This window comes from Burkholderia sp. HAN2018 (genome assembly GCF_024704855.1).
GTDB classification, from domain to species: Bacteria; Pseudomonadota; Gammaproteobacteria; order Burkholderiales; family Burkholderiaceae; genus Burkholderia; species Burkholderia cepacia.
Genome location: NZ_QOBB01000163.1, coordinates 1 through 17,198, shown reverse-complemented (window position 1 = coordinate 17,198; position 17,198 = coordinate 1). Strand labels below are relative to the sequence as shown.

Genomic DNA, 17,198 nt, shown 5'->3' with positions numbered 1-17,198 from the left:
TGCCGGCGAGGCGCGAGCCGCCGGGCGCGTCGAGCAGGCGGCCGATCTGGTCGATCTTCGCGAGCAGCAGCCGGGTCGTGTCGCCGGCCGAGCCGTCGCCGAGCCGCGGCGTATCGACCGCGTCGAGCGCGCCGGCGCCCATCGCCTCGAACACGCGCCACGCATTCGCGCCGATGCAGCTCGTCACGATCAGGATCGCGCACGGTCGTTCGGATCGCATGATCCGCCGCGTCGCTTCGATCCCGTCGAATTTCGGCATGATCAGGTCCATCAGCACGACGTCGGGCGGCTGCGTGGCGCATAGTTCGACGGCTTGCGCGCCGTCGGTCGCGACCCACAGCACGCGGTGCTCGGGCCGTCGCGCGATCGCGCGGCGCATCGCCTCGACGGCAAGCGGGAGGTCGTTGACGATGCCGATGTTCACAAGCGGAATTCTCCGGTCGGTTCGTGATGCTGGAGGTGGGCCGGGTTCATGGAAGGAGGGGGCCTGTTCGGCGCCGCCGGACGGCATCGGCGGCCGGACGGCACGGCATTCTTTTCGGTTGGCGACGCCCCGAATGCTGTCATGCGGCGCGGGCGGCGGCAATCGAAAAATTTGCGCATTGCGCCGATTCAGTGCGTTTCCTCTATGACTGTGCGGTGTTTGCGGCGGGCGGCGGAGCCGGGCCGGCCCGCGCGTGCGTGCACGGCCGCGCGGTTTCGGCACGGCAGGCCGCGGAAGCCGGCATGTTACCGTGGCGGCTTCGAAGCAAAAGACGAGGAGAATTCAGGATGGCCGTGCCCGACACCGTACTCGTCAGCCGCGCCCCGTGGGCGCCGATCGTCACCGAGCATGACGGCCGGTTGCTGTACCGGATCTACATCGAGAGCGGACATGCGTCGTTCCACCGCGATTTCCCGGTCGATCCCGACGCGGTGCGCGTGCTGCGCGACGACGCCGAGCGCTACTACTTCCTGTTCGCGGCGCTTCACCATCCATACCAGCTGAGCGCGACGAACCTGTCCGACGCGGAACGCGAACGCTACTTCAGCACGATCCTGTTTGCCGGCCGCGACGAAGTCGAAGCCTTCATGACGGCGCTCGACCGCGCCAGCAACGGCGCGGTCGCGAACCTGCTGAGGATCTTCACGCAGGCCGACTACCGGCAACTGCGCGCGGGCCGGTGGTTCGACATGGGCGCCGGCACGCCGGCCGCGTAGCGCCCGCGCAGGCCCGTTTTCCGCTTCGACGGGCGCCGGAGGAAACCGGCCGCGCCGTCAATGGCTGCGCGCGTACCCCTGGATCAGCGCGCGCATCATGCCTTCGACCGTCGCGTCGAGCAGGTCGTCTTCCTGCTCGGCTTCCTCGACGAGCGCGGCATACGCGGTCGCGAGCGTCACGCGATCGACCTCATGGCGTTGCTCCATCAGCGTCACCATCCCGTCCTTCGCCAGATGAGCGGAGAACGCGCGGCTGCCGATGGTCTGGAATACGTCAATCATGGCGGCTCTCCCGTCCGTTGCCGATGCTTTCCAGTTTAGTCGGCGCACCGGTGCTCCGCCACGCGCGGCGGCCCGTCGCACGCCGCCCTCCGGGGCGGCAACGCGCGTGCCGCGACCGGTGCGTCCGCGCCGGCCGGCCAGCCACCGATTCCTCGGATGAAACGTCGCCGACACATGGTTCGGGCACGGTGTCCGCACCCTTCAACGTTTACCCGAAGCAGCAAATTGTCGACTTTTTATCGATAAAGTCTCGTGCTAGATTGCGCCGTCAGAGCCCGGTCCAAACCGGGCAGGCGGCGCGTTGCCAAGGCGCCGCGCGTCCGATACAAGGAGGAGCAATGCTGGTGCTGATTGGGGTGCCGATCGTCGTGATCGGTTTTGCGCTGCGCTTCAATGCGCTGCTGGTGGTCACGATCGCGGGGCTCGCGACGGGGCTGGCGGGCGGTCTGAATCTCGTCGACATCGTCAGCGCGTTCGGCAAGGCGTTCACCGAAAACCGCTACATGGGGCTCATCTGGCTGACGCTGCCGGTGATCGCGCTGCTCGAGCGCAACGGGCTCAAGGAACAGGCGAAGCGGATGATCTCGCGTGTGCAGGCGGCCACCACCGGCCGCGTGCTGATGCTGTACTTCGTGCTGCGCCAGGCGACGGCCGCGCTCGGCCTCACGTCGCTCGGCGGCCATGCACAGATGGTGCGGCCGCTGATCGCGCCGATGGCCGAGGCCGCCGCGGTCAACCGGCATGGCGAACTGCCCGAAGCGGTGCGCCAGCAGATCCGCGCGCATGCGTCGGGCGCCGACAACGTCGCCGTGTTCTTCGGCGAGGACATCTTCATCGCGATCCAGTCGATCCTGCTGATCAAGGGCTTTCTCGAACAGAACGGGATTTCCATCGAACCGCTGCACCTGTCGGTGTGGGCGATCCCGACCGCGATCGCCGCGCTGCTGATCCACTGCACGCGCCTCGCGCTGCTCGACCGCCGGCTCACGCGCGGCTTCGGCCTGGTCGGGCGGGAGGGCGCGCGATGATCGGCCTCGAATCGCTGTACACGCTCGCGGGGCTGATGTTCGCCGCGTTCGCGTGCTTCAACCTGACGGACCGCACGAACCCGCGCCGCATCGTCAATTTCGCGTTCTGGGCGATCTACGCGGTCACGTTCCTGTTCGGCGCGCTGCTGCCGCACTTCGTGACGGGCTGCCTCGCGATCGCGCTCGCGGTGCTCGCCGGCTCGGGCAAGCTCGGGCGCGGCAAGTCCGACGAAGCCGGGGAAACCGCGGCCGTGCGCCGCGAGACGCTCGCGCAGCGTTTCGGCAACAGGCTGTTCCTGCCCGCGCTGCTGATTCCGGTCGTCACGCTGATCGGGACGTTCGCGCTGAAGGGCGTGCCGTTCGTCGACCAGAAGAGCGTGACGCTGATCTCGCTCGTGCTCGGCACGCTCGTCGCGTTCGCCGTCGCGCTCGCGATGCTGCGCGATTCGCCGGTGCATGCGGTGAGGGAGGCACGCCATACGATGGATGCGGTCGGCTGGGCCGCGATCCTGCCGCAGATGCTCGCGGCGCTCGGCGCGCTGTTCGCGGTCGCGGGTGTCGGCGGGGTGGTGTCGGGGCTCGTGAAGGAGTGGGTGCCGATCGATTCGCCGTTCGCGGTGGTCGCGGCCTATACGGTCGGCATGGCGCTGTTCACGATGATCATGGGCAACGGCTTCGCCGCGTTCCCCGTGATGACGGCCGGCATCGGCCTGCCGCTGATCGTCCACCAGTTCCACGGCAACCCGGCGATCGTCGGCGCGATCGGGATGCTGAGCGGCTTCTGCGGTACGCTGATGACGCCGATGGCCGCGAACTTCAACATCGTGCCGGCGGCGCTGCTCGAACTGAAGGACAAGAACGGCGTGATCAAGGTGCAGTGGCCGACCGCCGTGCTGCTGCTCGCCGTGAACACGTTGCTGATGTATGCGTTCGTATTCCGCTTCTGACTCGATGGACGAGATCCTCATGACCGACCGACTCACCCCCGAACTCGCGTCGAAGTTCGCGTCGCTCGCGCTCGCGCACCTGACCCGCGAATATCCGAACAAGCTCACGCATTCGCTCGCCGGCCCGCAAGACGTGCAGGGGCCGCGCGCGCTGCACCCGATCTTCTACGGCAGCTACGACTGGCACTCGTGCGTGCACGGCTACTGGCTCGTGCTCCGCGTGCTCGAACGCTACCCGGCATTGCCGGAGGCCGAACGCATCGTCGCGATCGTCGATGCGCACTTCACCGATGCGAACGTCGCCGGCGAGCGAGCGTACCTCGCGCTGCCGCACAACAGCGGCTTCGAGCGGCCTTACGGCTGGGCGTGGCTGCTCGCGCTCGCCGCGCAGCTCGAGCGGCTGGCGCTGAGGGGCGCGCTGCCGCAGGCCGCGCGCTGGGCGAAGACGATGGCACCGCTCACCGACCTGTTCGTGTCGCGCTTCGAGACCTTCCTGCCGAAAGCGACCTATCCGCTGCGCGTCGGCACGCACTTCAACACCGCGTTCGCGCTGGCGCTCACGCTCGACTTCGCGCGCGACACGCAGCGCGACGGGCTCGCGGCGCTGATCGTCGATACCGCGAAGCGCTGGCACCTGAACGACGTCGCGTGCCAGGCGTGGGAGCCGTCGGGCGACGAATTCCTGTCGCCCGCGCTGATGGAGGCCGAGCTGATGCGGCGCGTGCTGCCGGCCGCCGAATTCGACGGCTGGTTCGCGCGCTTCCTGCCCGATCTCGCGCGCGGCGAGCCGGCGACGCTGTTCGAGCCGGCGACGGTCAGCGATCGCAGCGACGGCAAGATCGCCCATCTCGACGGGCTGAACCTGAGCCGCGCGTGGTGCCAGCGCGCGCTCGCCGGCGCGCTGCCGGAAGGCGACGCGCGGCGCGCGAAGCTGCTCGATGCGGCCGGCCGGCACCTCGCGAGCGCGCTCGCGCACGTGGCCGGCGACTACATGGGCGAGCACTGGCTCGCGACGTTCGCGTTGCTCGCGCTGGAGGCGTAGCGCGCGAAACCCCACGGGCGGCAAGGTCATCGATGCGCGGCTATACTCGCCGCTCGAGCCGCCTCGTGCCATCCATGTTGCGCGAGGCGGCCATCCCTTCGTTCGCCGCCTCGCCATGGACAAGCTCATTTCCTACGTCGCCGCGATCCACGGGCTCGCGGGCCCGGTGTCGATCGTGTCGCATGTCACGTCGCACGACCGCTGGACCGACGACGACGTCGAGGTCACGCGCGACGAAACCGAATACCGCTTCGACAACGGCGCGATCGTGCGCCGCTCGGTCGAGCAGGACCGCGCGCCGTCCGACCTGCTGTGCGCCGAGTGCTGGATCGACTACGACGTGCTTCGCCATCCCGATGCGCAGCCGATCGGCCCGACGCGGATGACGTTCGACAACGCGTGCCGCGAAACCTTTTGGCTGCGTTATCACCTCGCTTGAACGCTTGAACGCTTGAACGCTTGAACGCTTGAACGCTTGAACGCGTGACCGAGTGACCGAGTGACCGAGTGACCGAGTGACCGAGTGACCGCGCAAAGCCGCTTCAACCCGCCGGCGCGCCATCGGCCGCCTGCAGCAGCGGGGCGAGCCGCGTCGCCGCGTCGCGCATTTTCGGCACGTTCTCCAGCAGATCGTTGAGCGTCGCGCGCGCGGTCGGCGCATGCACGGCGAGCGCCGCAAGCAAGCGGCCGCTCGCCGCATCCTTCACCGGCACCGCGACGGCCACCATCCCGCGCACGAATTCCTCGTTGTCGATGCCGACGCCGCGCGCGGCGAGCCGGTCGAGCTCGGCCGCGAGCAGTTGCGCATCGGTCAGCGTCCGGTAGGTCATCTTCTTCAGCGTGAGCCGCGCGAGCATCGCGTTGCGCTCCAGCGCATTCATCTGCGACAGGAACAGCTTGCCGCTCGCCGTGCAGTGCAGCGGCACGCGCATGCCGGGTCGCATCTCGAGCCGCAGCGGCTCGGTCGTCTCGACGCGTTCGACGTACAGCACCGTGTCGCCGTCGAGCGCGGTGAGGTTGCAGGTTTCGCCGAGCACGTCGACGAGCGCGCGCAGCACCGAGCGGCAGCCGCGCGTGAAGGTGTTGTTCGACAGCGCCGCGAGCGCGAACTGCGCGGCGCGCGGGCCGAGCGCGATGCCGCGGTCGTGGCCGCGCGAGTCGGGCATGTGGATCACGTAGCCGCGCGCCTCCAGCGACTCGATCAGCCGCAGCAGCGTCGCCTTCGGGATATGCAGCCGCGCGGCGAGCTGCGACAGCGTGTACGGCTGGCCGGCCGACGCGAGCGCTTCGAGCACGGCGAGGGCGCGCAGCACGCGCGTGTCGTCGGCGGGCGCGCCGTCGGGCAGCGCGGGGGCAGGTTCGCGCATGTGTCTCCTCCGTCGGGATCGGCGTGCGTCCCGGGATGGTGTGTGTGCGATGGAAATGAAACGAATTGAACGGTTTTTGTACCACATTCGCCGCGTGGACAATAAATCGGCTTGTACGTGCTCCGTGTGCTCAATAAATTTGGACGAAACATACCGGATTTTTTCAAAACCCCGGAACGGAGACACGGAATGACACGCAGCTTCGACTATGTCGTGGTCGGTGCGGGATCGGCCGGTTGCGTCCTCGCCAACCGGCTGTCCGACGGCGGCCGCCATACGGTGTGCCTGCTGGAAGCCGGCCCCGCCGACAGCTATATGTGGATCCACGTGCCGATCGGCTACGGCAAGACGATGTTCCACCCCGTGTACAACTGGGGCTTCCACACCGATCCCGATCCGAACATGCACAACCGCCGCCTGTACTGGCCGCGCGGCCGCACGCTCGGCGGCTGCAGCTCGATCAACGGGCTGATCTACGTGCGCGGGCAGCAGCAGGACTACGATCACTGGGCCGCGCTCGGCAATCGCGGCTGGAGCTGGCGCGAATGCCTGCCGTATTTCCGCAAGCTCGAACACAACACGCTCGGCGAAGGGCCGACGCGCGGCACCGGCGGCCCGCTGTGGGCTTCCGCGATCCGGCAGCGGCACGAACTCGTCGATGCGTTCGTCGCCGCGTCGAACCGGCTCGGCGTGCGCACCGTCGACGATTTCAACACGGGCGACCAGGAGGGCGTGGGCTACTACCAGCTCACCACGCGCAACGGGCTGCGCTGCTCGACGGCGGTGGCCTACCTGAAACCCGCGCGCGGGCGGCCGAACCTGCATGTCGAAACCGATGCGCAGGCGCTGAAGGTGCTGTTCGACGGCACGCAGGCGTCCGGCGTGCGGTACGTGCAGCACGGCAAGGTCCACGACGTGCGTGCGCTGCGCGAGGTGATCCTCGCGGCCGGCGCGCTACAGTCGCCGCAACTGCTGCAGGTGTCGGGCGTCGGGCCGGCCGCGCTGCTGGGCCGGCACGGGATTCCGGTCGTCGCCGATCGGGCGGGCGTCGGCGAGAACCTGCAGGATCATCTGCAGATTCGTCTGATCTATGAAGTGACGAAGCCGATCACGACCAACGACGAACTGCATTCGTGGGTCGGCCGCGCGAAGATGGGGCTGCAATGGGCGCTGTTCCGCGGCGGCCCGCTCGCGATCGGCATCAACCAGGGCGGGATGTTCTGCCGTGCGCTGCCGGACGAATCGGCGACGCCCGACATCCAGTTCCATTTCTCGACGCTGTCGGCGGATTCGGCGGGCGGCAGCGTGCATCCGTTTCCCGGCTGCACGTATTCGATCTGCCAGCTGCGGCCCGAATCGCGCGGCACCGTGCGAATCCGCACCGACGATGCGCGCGACGCGCCGTCGATCCAGCCGAACTATCTCGACACCGAGCGCGACCGCCGCACGACGGTGGCCGGCGTGCGCTTCGCGCGACGCGTCGCGGCCACCGAGCCGATGGCGCCGCTGATGAAGCGCGAGGTGCGGCCGGGCGCGGACGCGCAGACGGACGACGAGCTGCTCGAGTTCTGCCGGGAATACGGGCAGACGATCTTTCATCCGTCCGGTACGGCGAAAATGGGCGTCGCGAGCGATCCGCTCGCGGTCGTCGACGAGCGGCTGCGCGTGTACGGCACGCGCGGGCTGCGCGTGGTCGACTGCTCGATCATGCCGACCCTCGTATCGGGCAATACCAACGTGCCGATCGTGATGGTCGCCGAGAAGGCGTCCGACATGATCCTCGAGGACGCGCGCGCCGCCGATCGCGGCCGCAGCGTCGCGCCGGCCGCCGAGGCCGTCGCGTAGGGCCTCGCCACGCATCTCCCCGCGTGGCCCGTGCGCCTGCGCCCGGACGGCCGCCGCGCGTTCATCGATGCCCCCGCCGGTACGGCGTCGGGGCAGGTTGCGGCGCATCCTTACCTGGAGAAGCTCGCATGGCAATCGAATCCCGGGTCGTCCGACGCGTGGCCGCGGCCAGCGTGATCGGCGCGACCGTCGAGTGGTACGACTTTTTCCTGTACGGCGTGGTCGCCGGCATCGTGTTCGACAAGCAGTACTTTCCGGCGGGCGACCCGTTCGTGTCGACGATGCTCGCGTATGCGACGTTCGCGGTCGGCTTCGTCACGCGGCCGCTCGGCGGCTTGCTGTTCGGCCATCTCGGCGACCGCGTCGGGCGCAAGTCCGCGCTGATCCTGACGATGCTGATCATGGGCGTGTCGACGGCCGGCGTCGCGTTCCTGCCGACCTACGCGCAGATCGGCATGTGGGCGCCGGTGCTGCTGCTGACGCTGCGCGTGCTGCAGGGCATCGGCCTCGGCGGCGAGTGGGGCGGCGCGGTGCTGATGGCGTACGAATATGCGCCGCCGCACCGGCGCGGGCTGTACGCGAGCCTGCCGCAGATCGGGCTCGCGATCGGGCTGTGCCTCGCGGCCGGCGTGGTCGCGGCGCTGTCGCGCGTGTTGCCGGACGCCGCGTTCCTCGCATGGGGCTGGCGCGTGGCGTTCGCGGCGTCGCTGCTGCTCGTCGCGGTCGGCTTCTACATCCGCACGCGGGTGGCCGATACGCCCGAATTCGTCGCGCTCAAGCGCCAGCGGCGCGATACGAAGCTGCCGGTGGTCGAACTGCTCGCCAACTACCGGCAGGCGATCCTGCTCGGGATGGGCGCGCGCTATATCGACGGCGTGTTCTTCAACGTGTTCGCGGTGTTCTCGATCGGCTACATGACGCGCAACCTGTCGATCTCGCGCGGCGACGCGCTGCTCGGCGTGATGAGCGCGGCGGTCGTGATGTGCGGGTTCATCCCCGTGTTCGGCAGCCTGTCCGACCGGCTCGGCCGCGCACGGGTGTACCGGTGGGGCGCGACGCTGTGCGGGCTGTCGGTGCTGCCCGCGTTCTGGCTGCTGCAGACGCAGTCGTCGAACCTGCTCGCCGTATGGCTCGCGCTGGTGATCCCGTTCGGGATCTTCTACGCGATGGCGTACGGGCCGGAGGCCGCGCTGTTCGCGGAGCTGTTCGACGCGAACGTGCGGTACACGGGCATTTCGTTCGTCTACCAGGTGTCGGGCATCTTCGCGAGCGGCCTGACGCCGATCGTCGCGACCGCGTTGCTGCGCGTGAACGGCGGTGCGCCGTGGCTCGTCGGGGTGTACGTGATGTTGTCTGCACTCCTGTCGATCGTGTCCGCGCGGGCGATCGAGAAGCGCGGAAGCGTGGCCGAGGTCGCGGTGCGCGCGATGTGACGGCGGGCGGGGCGGATGGAGCGGGCGGGGCGCGGGGCCGTTTCGACGGGGCGGTCGTCGGTCGTCGATCATCGGTCGGCGGCGCCCGTGTCCGCGCCCGCGCCGCTGATCGTTGCCGCCAACCGCTCGTCCGCTGCTGCCCCGCCGTTCGGGCTCCCGATTGTCCGGGGACAGCCCGCGCCGCGACTGCCGCCGCCCGCCCGCGGTTGCCCGCCATTCACCGCCACTCCCCGCCGTTCGGCACCCTCGCACGCTGGTCCAAGCGAATCCGGCCCACTGGCCCTACCTGCCAAAAAACGGCCTGCCTACACTTTCCTCGACAGATCGCCGCATTGAAGCATCTGAACACGATCGACCCGAAGAGAACGATCAGGAGACAGGCATGACCAACAGGCAGTCGGCAGCATTCGCCCGCCCGGCGAGCGTACGCCCCGCATCAGTCAGTCGAATCGCCTCGCGCGCCCGTTGCGGCGCGGCAGGCAAGCCCGCATCGGAGGTCTGACCATGTCGACCCCTTCCATCGAACGCACCGCGAGCGGTTTTGCCGGCGGCCGGTCGAACGATACGCGTTACGACCCGACCTACGATCCGCTCGTGTCGCCGGGGCCAGGTTGCGGCAAGCAGTACGCGCCGACCTACTGGGTCGCGACGGCCGGCAACCCGCCGCCCGACGACGGCCCCGTCACGCGCGACCTCGACGTCGACGTCGCGATCATCGGCGCCGGCTACACGGGCCTCGCGACCGCGCTGTGCCTTGCGCGAGACCATGGCATCAAGGCCGTCGTGCTCGAGGCCAACCGCACCAGCTGGGGCTGCAGCAGCCGCAACGGCGGGCAGGGGCAGAACGCGTCGGGCCGGCTGTCGCGCTCGCAGTGGATCGAGCGCTGGGGCAAGGACGTCGCGCTGAAGATGCACGACGAGATCCTCGAAGGCTTCGAACACTTCAAGTCGCTGGTGTCGGAAATCGACTGCGATCCGCAGCCGGGCGGCCATTTCCTGATCGCGCACCGTCCGCGCATCATGGCGAAGCTCGCGGCCGAGGCGAAGGTGTGGAAGGACGTGTTCGGCTACCCGTCCGAACTGCTGAGCGCGGAAACCTTCCGCCGTGAATTCATCAACGACCACGAGGCGGCCGGCGCGCTGCACGAGCCGGAAGGCATCGGCATCCATGCGCTGAAGCTCGCGTTCGGCTACCTGCGCCTCGCGCGCGCAGCCGGCGCGAAGGTGCATACGAGCAGCCCGGTGCTCGGCTTCGAGACGATCGACGGCGTGCACCACCTGCGCACGCCCGGCGGCGTCGTGCGTGCCCGCGCGGTCGGCATCGCGACCGGCGCGTACACGGCGCAGACGCTGCATCCGTCGCTGCGCAGCAAGGTGATGCCGATCCTGTCGAATTCGATGGTCACGCGCCCGCTCACCGACGCGGAAATCGACGCGTGCAATTTCCGCACGACGCAGGTGCTGACCGATACGCGTACGCTGCGCTTCTACTACCGTTTCCTGCCCGATCGCCGTCTGCAGATCGGCAGCCGCAGCGCGATCACCGGCGACGATGCACCGAACCCGCGCCATGTCGAATTGCTGAAGGAAGGGATGGCGCGCAAGTTTCCCGCGCTGCGCGGCGTGCAGATCGATTATTCGTGGTGGGGCTGGGTCGACGTGAGCCACGACATGATGCCGCGCGTGTGCCAGCCCGACCCGCGCCAGTCGGTGTACTACGCGCTCGGCTACGGCGGCAACGGCGTGTCGTATTCGCAGCAGGCCGGCCGCCGGCTCGCCGAACAGATCGCGGGGAAGGGCGCACGCCAGACGCTGCCGATCTTCACGTCGCCGCTGCCCGGCCACCCGTTCGCGCCGTTCCGGCGCATCGGGCAGCGGATGCTCTACCTGTCGTACTTCAGGAACGACGAAAAGCCCTGAAAAAGCCCTGAACGCAGTGCACATCGCCCGGGGTGATGCAACGCGCGCCGGGCCGTCCAACACAAGAAAAGCAGCGGAAATCCGTGCGGCCGGGGCTGCAGGCGCCCCTGCACGCGCCGTCGCCGGCGGCGCCCGCGTTCACCCGACGGTGGCGCGGGCGGCGTCCGGACAACTGGATATGGAGAAGACATGCAACCCTCGATGAACCAGAGTGACCTGAAGTGTGGGCTCAAGCAGCGCCACATGACGATGATCGCGCTTGGCGGCGTGATCGGTGCCGGGCTGTTCGTCGGCAGCGGCGTGGTGATTCAGCAGACGGGGCCGGCCGCGATCCTGTCGTTCCTGATCACGGGCGGGCTGGTCGTGCTCGTGATGCGGATGCTCGGCGAGATGGCCTGCGCGATGCCGGCCGTCGGCTCGTTCTACGAATACGCGCGGCTCGCGTTCGGCAACTGGCGCGGGCCCGGCAAGATGGCGGGTTTCCTCACCGGCTGGATGTACTGGTATTTCTGGGTGATCGTCGTCGCGCTCGAAGCGGTCGCCGGCGCCAAGCTGATCCAGTTCTGGCTGCCCGACACACCGGCGTGGATCATCAGCCTCGCGCTGCTGGTCGTGCTGACGCTCACGAACCTGATCTCGGTCGGCAGCTACGGCGAGTTCGAGTTCTGGTTCTCGTCGATCAAGGTCGGCGCGATCATCGTGTTCCTGTTCCTCGGCGGCCTCTACGTGCTCGGCCTGTGGCCCGCGTCGATGCACACGACTTCCGTGCTGCCGACGCTGCTCGGCCACGGCGGTTTCATGCCGCTCGGCATCGGGCCGGTGATGAGCGGGGCGGTCGCGGCCACCGGCTTCTACTTCGGCGCCGAGATCGTCACGATCGCGGCGGCCGAGGCCAAGGAGCCCGCGAAAGCCGTCGCGAAGGCCACCAATTCGGTGATCACCCGCGTGCTGGTGTTCTACGTCGGCTCGGTCGCGCTCGTCGTCGCGCTGGTGCCGTGGAATTCGCATCAGATGGCCACGCCGTACGTCAGCGCGCTCGAAGTGATGGGCCTGCCGGCCGCCGCCAACGTGATGAACGCGATCGTGCTGACGGCCGTGCTGTCCGCGCTCAACTCGGGCCTCTATGCGGCGTCGCGGATGCTGTTTGCACTGACCCGCCACGGCGATGCGCCGGCCGCACTCGCGAAGGTCAACAAGCGCGGCGTGCCGGTGCGCGCGATCCTGCTCGGCACGGTGTTCGGCTACGTGTCGGTCGTGATGTCGTACGTGTCGCCCGATACCGTGTTCGCGTTCCTCGTCAATTCGTACGGCACCGTCGCGCTGTTCGTGTACGTGCTGATCGCGTTCTCGCAACTGCGCCTGCGCAAGCGTCTCGACCCGGTGGCCGCGAGCAAGCTGCGCGTCAGGATGTGGGCGTATCCGTACCTCACCTGGGTCGCGATCGTCGGCATGGTCGGCATCCTCGTCGCGATGGCGTTCATCCCGGACCAGCGCAAGCCGCTGTGGCTCGGCGTCGCAAGCCTCGCCGTGCTGGTCGTCGCTTACGGACTCACGCGCCGCAGCCGCCGCGAGCATCTCGACGACAGCGAACTGCTCGCGTATCCGCCGCGGTAATGCCCGGTCACGCATGACGTCGAAGGCCCGGCATGCAAGCCGGGTCTTTGCGCATGCGGCGCCGGCGGCGGCCCGATGGATCGCGCGGCCAACTATCGGGCCGCGCGATAGAACCGATCGGAGGATGCGACTTTATGTCGGCGGCCGGCGCGACTAGCATGGACGAATCGATTCACGGGCGTGCCCCGCGGGGGGCGCCCTCATCCGCGAACGAGGACAGACGATGGAACATCGGGCACGCGAGCGCGACGAGCAGGCCGATATCAAGACGACGACGTGCTACATGTGCGCGTGCCGCTGCGGCATCCGCGTGCACCTGCGCGACGGCGAGGTGCGTTACATCGACGGCAATCCGGCGCATCCGCTGAACCAGGGCGTCATCTGCGCGAAAGGTTCGTCGGGAATCATGAAGCAGTATTCGCCCGCGCGGCTCACGCAGCCGCTGATGCGCAAGCCGGGCGCCGAGCGCGGCGACGCGCAGTTCGAGCCGGTGTCGTGGGACGTCGCGTTCGACGTGCTCGAAAAGCGCCTCGCGCACCTGCGCGCGACCGATCCGAAGCGGTTCGCGCTGTTCACCGGCCGCGACCAGATGCAGGCGCTCACCGGCCTGTTCGCGAAACAGTTCGGTACGCCGAACTATGCGGCGCATGGCGGGTTCTGTTCGGCGAACATGGCGGCCGGGATGATCTACACGATCGGCGGCTCGTTCTGGGAATTCGGCGGACCCGATCTCGACCACGCAAAGCTGTTCTTCATGATCGGCACCGCGGAAGACCACCATTCGAATCCGCTGAAGATCGCGCTCGGCAAGTTCAAGCGCGCGGGCGGCCGCTTCATCGCGATCAATCCGGTGCGCACCGGCTACGCGGCGATCGCCGACGAATGGATTCCGATTCGCCCCGGCACCGACGGCGCGCTGTTCATGGCGCTGATGCACGAGCTGATCGCGCGCGACGCGTTCGACCTCGAATTCGTGTCGCGCTTCACGAACGCGGCCGAGCTGGTCGACCAGCGCGACGGCGCCGACACGTTCGGCCTGTTCGTGCGTGACGCCGGCGCGCCGGAAGTCAACGCGCTGTATCCGCAGAACCGGATGTGGTGGGACACGAAGACGAACCGCGCGGTGCTGCATCACACGGAAGGCGCCGAACCGGCGCTCGACGGCCGCTACACGCTCGACGACGGCACGCCCGTCGCGCCGTCGTTCACGCTGCTGCGCGAACAGGTGGCCGGTTGCACGCCCGAGTGGGCGGCCGACATCACCGGCATCGCGGCCGACACGATCCGCCGCCTCGCACGCGAGATGGAGACGGTCGCGCGCGAGCATGCGATCGAGCTGCCGGTGCGCTGGACCGACTCGTGGGGCAAGGAACACGCGACGGTGAAGGGCGTGCCGATCGCGTTCCATGCGATGCGCGGGCTCGCCGCGCATTCGAACGGCTTCCAGACGATCCGCGCGCTCGCGGTGCTGATGTCGCTGCTCGGCACGATCGACCGGCCGGGCGGCTTCCGGCACAAGGCGCCGTATCCGCGCGCGGTGCCGCCGTCGGCGAAACCGCCGAACGATCCCGGCCAGATCAGGCCGAACACGCCGCTTGCGACCGGCCCGCTTGGCTGGCCCGCCGGCCCCGAGGACCTGTTCGTGCATCCGGACGGCACGCCCGCGCGGCTGGACAAGGCGTTCTCCTGGGAATACCCGCTCGCGGTGCACGGGCTCATGCATTCGGTGATCACCAATGCGTGGCGCGGCGATCCCTATCCGATCGATACGCTGCTGATCTTCATGGCCAACATGGCGTGGAATTCGTCGATGAACACGACGGAAGTGCGCAAGATGCTGGTCGACAAGCGCGACGACGGCGAATACCGGATCCCGTTCCTCGTCGTGTGCGATGCGTTCGCGTCGGAGATGACGGCGTTCGCCGACCTGATCCTGCCCGACACCACCTACCTCGAACGGCATGACGTGATGTCGGTGCTCGACCGGCCGATCTCCGAATTCGACGGCCCGGTCGACTCGGTGCGCGTGCCCGTCGTGCCGCCGACCGGCGAGTGCAAGCCGTTCCAGGAAGTGCTGATCGAGCTCGCGAGCCGGCTGAAGTTTCCGGCCTTCACGACGGCGGACGGGCAGCGCAAGTACCGCGACTATCCGGATTTCGTCGTCAACTTCCAGACCGCGCCCGATTCGGGCACCGGCTTCCTGATCGGCTGGCGCGGCAAGGACGGCGACAAGGCCGTCGTCGGCGAGCCGAACCCCGACCAGTGGAAGCGTTACGCGGAGAACAACTGCGTGTACCACCACCGGTTGCCGGAGCCGCTGCAGTACATGCGCAACTGCAACGGGCCTTACATGCAGTGGGCGGTCGACAACGGGATGCGCAAGTTCGGCGTGCCGATCGTGATCCAGCTCTACTCGGACGTGATGCAGAAATTCCGGCTCGCCGCGCAGGGCCGCACGTCGGGCCGCCAGCCGCCCGACCATCTGCGCGAACGCATCGCGCGTTATTTCGATCCGCTGCCGTTCTGGCACCGGTCGCTCGAAAGCGGGTTGACCGACGCGGGCCGCTATCCGCTCGCGGCGATCACGCAGCGGCCGATGGCGATGTACCACTCGTGGGATTCGCAGAACGCGTGGCTGCGACAGATCCACGGCGAGAACCATCTGTTCGTGAACCCCATGACGGCCGCCGCGCAGCAGATCGACGACGGCGCGTGGATCTACGTCGAATCGCCGTGGGGCAAGGTGCGTTGCCGCGCGCGCTACAGCGAGGCCGTGGAGCCCGGCACCGTGTGGACGTGGAACGCGATCGGCAAGGCGGCCGGCGCGTGGAACCTCGGGCCGCAGGCGGGTGAGTCGCAGCGCGGTTTCCTGCTGAACCACGTCATTACCGACGAGCTGCCGGATGCGGCGCGTGACGGCGCGCGGATGTCGAACTCCGATCCGATCACCGGGCAGGCCGGCTGGTACGACGTGCAGGTGCGGATCTATCCGGCCGAAGCGGATGCCGCGACCACGCTGCCGCAGTTCGCGCCGATGCCGGCGCTGCCCGGCACGCCGCGCGTGCTGCAGCGCGTGCAGGCGTATTTCGCGGGCACCGGCGCATTCGCCGCGCGGCTGCGGCGCGCGACTTCCGCCGGCCCGAAACCTGACGACCGTTGATCGAAGGAGCACGACCATGACCCAGATGGCCCTCGTCATCGACCTGAACGTGTGCGTCGGCTGCCATGCCTGCGTGACGAGCTGCAAGGAATGGAACACGTCGGGCGAAGCCGGCAGTCTCGCCGATCTGCGCCCGTACGACGACGATCCGTCCGGCACCTTCTTCAACCGCGTGCAGACGTACGAAGCGGGCGTGTTCCCGATGACCGACACGATCCATTTCCCGAAGTCGTGCCTGCATTGCGAGGATCCGCCGTGCGTGCCCGTCTGTCCGACCGGTGCGAGCTACAAGCGCAAGTCGGACGGGATCGTGCTGGTCGACTACGACAAGTGCATCGGCTGCAAGTACTGCGCGTGGGCATGCCCGTACGGCGCGCGCGAACTCGACGAAGGCCGCAAGGAGATGACGAAGTGCACGCTATGCGCGGACCGCATCGACAACGACGCACTGCCCGAACGCGATCGGAAACCCGCGTGCGTGCTCGCATGCCCGACGTCGGCGCGGTTGTTCGGCGACGTGCACGATCCGGAGTCGGACGTGTCGCGCGCGATCCGCGAGCGCGGCGGTTATGCGTTGATGCCCGAATGGGGCACGCGGCCGTCGAACCATTACCTGCCGCGCGTGAAGACCGAGGCGTCGTGCGCATGCGGCAGCGGCGGCGGATGCGGCAGCGGGTCGACCGGCCGCGACGAGAGCGACTCGTTCGAAGCTCGCGCGGCGCGTGGCGACGTCGATCTCGTATCGCTCGCGACGCAGCGCTGAGCCCCGCGCTTTTCATCCAGAACCAGACGGAGTTGCCATGCGTCCAGCCTTTTCGGTCGTTTTCCTCACCACGCTGTGCGGCGCCGCACAGGGTTTGCTGTTGACGCTCGTGAGCGTCGAGGCGCTCGCGCGCCTGGCCGGCGTCGACGTGGCCGCCGCGTTCTACGTGACGGGCGCCGCGCTGTCGGGCGCGCTCGGCGTGCTCGGCCTGTTCGCGTCGTTCTTCCATCTCGGCCACCCCGAACGCGCGTGGCGCGCGATCGCGATGTGGCGCACGTCGTGGCTGTCGCGCGAATGCATCGCGCTGCCGGTGTTTCTCGCGTGCGCGTTCGCGTATGGCGTGGCCCACCTGTTCGGCTGGCCCGGCACGTTGCTGATCGGCGCGGCCGGCGCGCTCGCGAGCGTCGCGCTGTTCGTGTGTACCGCGATGATCTACGCGTGCCTGCGTTTCCTGCAGGAATGGGCGAGCCCGTTGACGCTCGTGAACTTCGTGCTGCTCGGCTGCGCGTCGGGCTGCACGCTGGCGACGGCTTGCGCCGCGTGGCTCGCGCCGGCGCTGGTCGGCCGGCTCGCGGCGGCCGCGTGCGTGCTGACGCT

At 68.6% G+C, this 17,198-nt stretch carries 15 protein-coding genes; 12 read left to right on the top strand and 3 right to left on the bottom strand.

The features are described 5' to 3' along the window. Positions 1 to 424 (bottom strand): response regulator (locus DPV74_RS29670; protein WP_119338477.1); only part of this gene is annotated, 424 nt, incomplete at its 3' end. Positions 425 to 771: 347 nt separating this feature from the next. Here DPV74_RS29670 and DPV74_RS29665 point away from each other — a divergent pair. After that, positions 772 to 1,200, top strand: a complete 429-nt coding sequence (locus tag DPV74_RS29665) for a hypothetical protein (RefSeq protein ID WP_060173209.1) — start codon at positions 772 to 774, stop codon at positions 1,198 to 1,200. A 57-nt stretch (positions 1,201 to 1,257) separates the two neighbouring features. Here DPV74_RS29665 and DPV74_RS29660 read toward each other — a convergent pair whose 3' ends face one another. Further along, positions 1,258 to 1,482: a hypothetical protein gene (locus DPV74_RS29660; protein WP_027791241.1), complete on the bottom strand. Its 225-nt coding sequence runs from the start codon at positions 1,480 to 1,482 to the stop codon at positions 1,258 to 1,260. Positions 1,483 to 1,820: 338 nt separating this feature from the next. Here DPV74_RS29660 and DPV74_RS29655 point away from each other — a divergent pair, with 338 nt between their 5' ends. From DPV74_RS29655 to DPV74_RS29640, 4 genes are all read left to right on the top strand, one after another. Then, the gene (locus tag DPV74_RS29655) at positions 1,821 to 2,510 is read left to right on the top strand and encodes a DUF969 domain-containing protein (RefSeq protein WP_060085046.1); all 690 of its coding nucleotides are present in this window, start codon (positions 1,821 to 1,823) and stop codon (positions 2,508 to 2,510) included. Further along, positions 2,507 to 3,457 carry a DUF979 domain-containing protein gene (locus DPV74_RS29650; RefSeq protein WP_119338476.1) on the top strand — a complete coding sequence of 317 codons (951 nt, stop codon included), beginning with the start codon at positions 2,507 to 2,509 and terminating at the stop codon, positions 3,455 to 3,457. Before DPV74_RS29655 ends, DPV74_RS29650 begins: the two co-directional genes overlap by 4 nt. 19 nt (positions 3,458 to 3,476) lie before the next feature. Beyond that, complete coding sequence (locus DPV74_RS29645) at positions 3,477 to 4,499, top strand: DUF2891 domain-containing protein (protein ID WP_027791244.1); 1,023 nt, start codon at positions 3,477 to 3,479, stop codon at positions 4,497 to 4,499. A gap of 115 nt (positions 4,500 to 4,614) precedes the next feature. Beyond that, complete coding sequence (locus tag DPV74_RS29640) at positions 4,615 to 4,938, top strand: hypothetical protein (protein WP_027791245.1); 324 nt, start codon at positions 4,615 to 4,617, stop codon at positions 4,936 to 4,938. Positions 4,939 to 5,041: 103 nt separating this feature from the next. Here the strand turns inward: DPV74_RS29640 and DPV74_RS29635 are convergent, their stop codons facing one another. After that, on the bottom strand, positions 5,042 to 5,866 hold the full coding sequence (locus DPV74_RS29635) for an IclR family transcriptional regulator (RefSeq protein ID WP_119338475.1): 825 nt from the start codon (positions 5,864 to 5,866) through the stop codon (positions 5,042 to 5,044). 189 nt (positions 5,867 to 6,055) lie between these two features. Here DPV74_RS29635 and DPV74_RS29630 point away from each other — a divergent pair, with 189 nt between their 5' ends. From DPV74_RS29630 to DPV74_RS29600, 7 genes are all read left to right on the top strand, one after another. Continuing rightward, positions 6,056 to 7,711, top strand: coding sequence for a GMC family oxidoreductase (locus DPV74_RS29630; RefSeq protein WP_059694267.1), 1,656 nt, complete (start codon positions 6,056 to 6,058; stop codon positions 7,709 to 7,711). Positions 7,712 to 7,839: 128 nt separating this feature from the next. After that, on the top strand, positions 7,840 to 9,144 hold the full coding sequence (locus DPV74_RS29625; RefSeq protein WP_027791248.1) for an MFS transporter: 1,305 nt from the start codon (positions 7,840 to 7,842) through the stop codon (positions 9,142 to 9,144). 504 nt (positions 9,145 to 9,648) lie between these two features. Continuing rightward, a complete protein-coding gene (locus DPV74_RS29620; protein ID WP_021157628.1) occupies positions 9,649 to 11,064 on the top strand; it encodes an FAD-binding oxidoreductase in 1,416 nt (471 codons plus the stop codon). 189 nt (positions 11,065 to 11,253) lie between these two features. Beyond that, positions 11,254 to 12,678, top strand: coding sequence for an amino acid permease (locus tag DPV74_RS29615; protein ID WP_027791249.1), 1,425 nt, complete (start codon positions 11,254 to 11,256; stop codon positions 12,676 to 12,678). Positions 12,679 to 12,901: 223 nt separating this feature from the next. Continuing rightward, positions 12,902 to 15,838, top strand: coding sequence for a molybdopterin oxidoreductase family protein (locus DPV74_RS29610; protein WP_119338473.1), 2,937 nt, complete (start codon positions 12,902 to 12,904; stop codon positions 15,836 to 15,838). 16 nt (positions 15,839 to 15,854) lie between these two features. Further along, a complete protein-coding gene (locus tag DPV74_RS29605) occupies positions 15,855 to 16,601 on the top strand; it encodes a 4Fe-4S dicluster domain-containing protein (protein WP_048026277.1) in 747 nt (248 codons plus the stop codon). A gap of 37 nt (positions 16,602 to 16,638) precedes the next feature. Further along, positions 16,639 to 17,198 (top strand): DmsC/YnfH family molybdoenzyme membrane anchor subunit (locus DPV74_RS29600; RefSeq protein WP_162923168.1); only part of this gene is annotated, 560 nt, incomplete at its 3' end.

Excerpts from the sequence above, each read along its gene's own strand:
- DPV74_RS29625 (WP_027791248.1), top strand. The coding sequence starts at position 7,840 with ATGGCAATCGAATCCCGGGTCGTCCGACGCGTGGCCGCGGCCAGCGTG.
- DPV74_RS29650 (WP_119338476.1), top strand. The coding sequence starts at position 2,507 with ATGATCGGCCTCGAATCGCTGTACACGCTCGCGGGGCTGATGTTCGCC.
- DPV74_RS29615 (WP_027791249.1), top strand. The coding sequence starts at position 11,254 with ATGCAACCCTCGATGAACCAGAGTGACCTGAAGTGTGGGCTCAAGCAG.
- DPV74_RS29660 (WP_027791241.1), bottom strand. The coding sequence starts at position 1,482 with ATGATTGACGTATTCCAGACCATCGGCAGCCGCGCGTTCTCCGCTCAT.
- DPV74_RS29665 (WP_060173209.1), top strand. The coding sequence starts at position 772 with ATGGCCGTGCCCGACACCGTACTCGTCAGCCGCGCCCCGTGGGCGCCG.
- DPV74_RS29640 (WP_027791245.1), top strand. The coding sequence starts at position 4,615 with ATGGACAAGCTCATTTCCTACGTCGCCGCGATCCACGGGCTCGCGGGC.
- DPV74_RS29655 (WP_060085046.1), top strand. The coding sequence starts at position 1,821 with ATGCTGGTGCTGATTGGGGTGCCGATCGTCGTGATCGGTTTTGCGCTG.
- DPV74_RS29635 (WP_119338475.1), bottom strand. The coding sequence starts at position 5,866 with ATGCGCGAACCTGCCCCCGCGCTGCCCGACGGCGCGCCCGCCGACGAC.
- DPV74_RS29610 (WP_119338473.1), top strand. The coding sequence starts at position 12,902 with ATGGAACATCGGGCACGCGAGCGCGACGAGCAGGCCGATATCAAGACG.
- DPV74_RS29630 (WP_059694267.1), top strand. The coding sequence starts at position 6,056 with ATGACACGCAGCTTCGACTATGTCGTGGTCGGTGCGGGATCGGCCGGT.
- DPV74_RS29645 (WP_027791244.1), top strand. The coding sequence starts at position 3,477 with ATGACCGACCGACTCACCCCCGAACTCGCGTCGAAGTTCGCGTCGCTC.
- DPV74_RS29605 (WP_048026277.1), top strand. The coding sequence starts at position 15,855 with ATGACCCAGATGGCCCTCGTCATCGACCTGAACGTGTGCGTCGGCTGC.
- DPV74_RS29620 (WP_021157628.1), top strand. The coding sequence starts at position 9,649 with ATGTCGACCCCTTCCATCGAACGCACCGCGAGCGGTTTTGCCGGCGGC.